Origin of the sequence: Lacticaseibacillus sp. 53-4, assembly GCF_016861805.1 — a bacterium.
In the GTDB taxonomy this organism is placed as follows: Bacteria; Bacillota; Bacilli; order Lactobacillales; family Lactobacillaceae; genus Lacticaseibacillus.
Genome location: NZ_BOLT01000077.1, coordinates 1 through 1,293, shown reverse-complemented (window position 1 = coordinate 1,293; position 1,293 = coordinate 1). Strand labels below are relative to the sequence as shown.

The window sequence follows — 1,293 nt, the reverse complement described above, 5'->3', positions numbered from 1 at the left end:
ACCAACGACGATTCTGGAAGGCCTCGATGATCGACATCTTCTTGGAAAAATTGTTGCTCGACGTTGCCGGGTATTTACATGACAGTAGTGCCAATGACTGGCAACGTGATCCCGTACTGGCGGCCACCTTGGGTAGCTCTCGGCTAGTCTCACAGCCCTCACTTTCACGGTTTTTCAAGCGCCTTGAAGACGCCGACCTAGATGACTTTCGGAAGCTTATCTGGCAAGTAGCCGCCTTGGCTTTCCGTCTTAGTGGTCAATCCCGCTTCGTGCTGGATATAGACTCAACGCATTGTGATACTTTCGGTAATCAAGAACGGTCCGCCTTCAACGCTCACTATATGGCCTATGGATATCACCCTCAGGTTGTATTTGATCAAGAGTCCGGGTTGCTCTTAGACGCCTTGATGCGCCCTGGCAATGAGTACACCGGCAAGGAAGCCGATAAGTTCGTCGAGACAACTTTTTCGCGCCTATCGGCGCTCCCTCAAAGCACCAGCGTCATCATTCGAGGCGATTCGGGGTTTGCTGCGCCAAAATTTTACGAGATGTGCGACACACATGGCGTCGACTTTTTGGTTCGACTCAAGGCAAATTCAAAGCTTGGGAAGCTGGCAGAAACGGCCTTAGTGAATTGCCCTCCAAAATATGAAGAGAGCAAATGCGTCTACCACGAATTCAAGTATCAGGCCGCGTCATGGGGTAAAGCTCGCCGTGTTATCGTATGTTCTACTCATACGGCAGATGAGCTAGTTCCCTGGAACCACGCATTCGTAGTGACCAGCCTGGCCTCCGAGGCTCCAGAGACTTTGTTCAAGACCTATAGGCAGCGGGGCAATGCTGAGAACCAAATTAAGGAGCTGAAATGCGGGTTTGGCTTTGACAAAACAGACAGCTCAACTTTTGCACGGAACACTGCACGAGCCTTGATCACCGGTATTGCCTATAACCTGGTTCAGCTCTTTAAACAGCTCTTTGTCTCGGAAGACCGTCGTTCAACCATCTCCTCGCTACGGTTCAGTCTCTTTCACATCGCCGGTAGGATTACTTGGCACGCCCGTCGTGTGGTGATTCATCTTGCTTCTAACTATGTTTACAAGAACTGGTTTAGTCGGCTCATGGACGAAGTCCATCAGTTGGCGACCTGAACTGAATAACTGAATAGGTCGTGCGTCGAGCCGAAAACTGGGTCGGTCTGTTCGTGGTGCATCGATCACCAACTTCTCCGCTCAGTCAGTATTCGCAACGCTCCAAACGTTGCTTTCAGACCGGCCAGATGCGATTTCATGTCCC

General features: G+C 50.8%; 1 protein-coding gene. It reads left to right on the top strand.

What is annotated here, in order from left to right; translation table 11 throughout:
- On the top strand, positions 1 to 1,148 hold a 1,148-nt coding region (locus tag JUF21_RS11895; RefSeq protein ID WP_203664867.1), incomplete at its 5' end, for an IS1380 family transposase.
- Between the last annotated feature and the right edge of the window lie 145 nt (positions 1,149 to 1,293).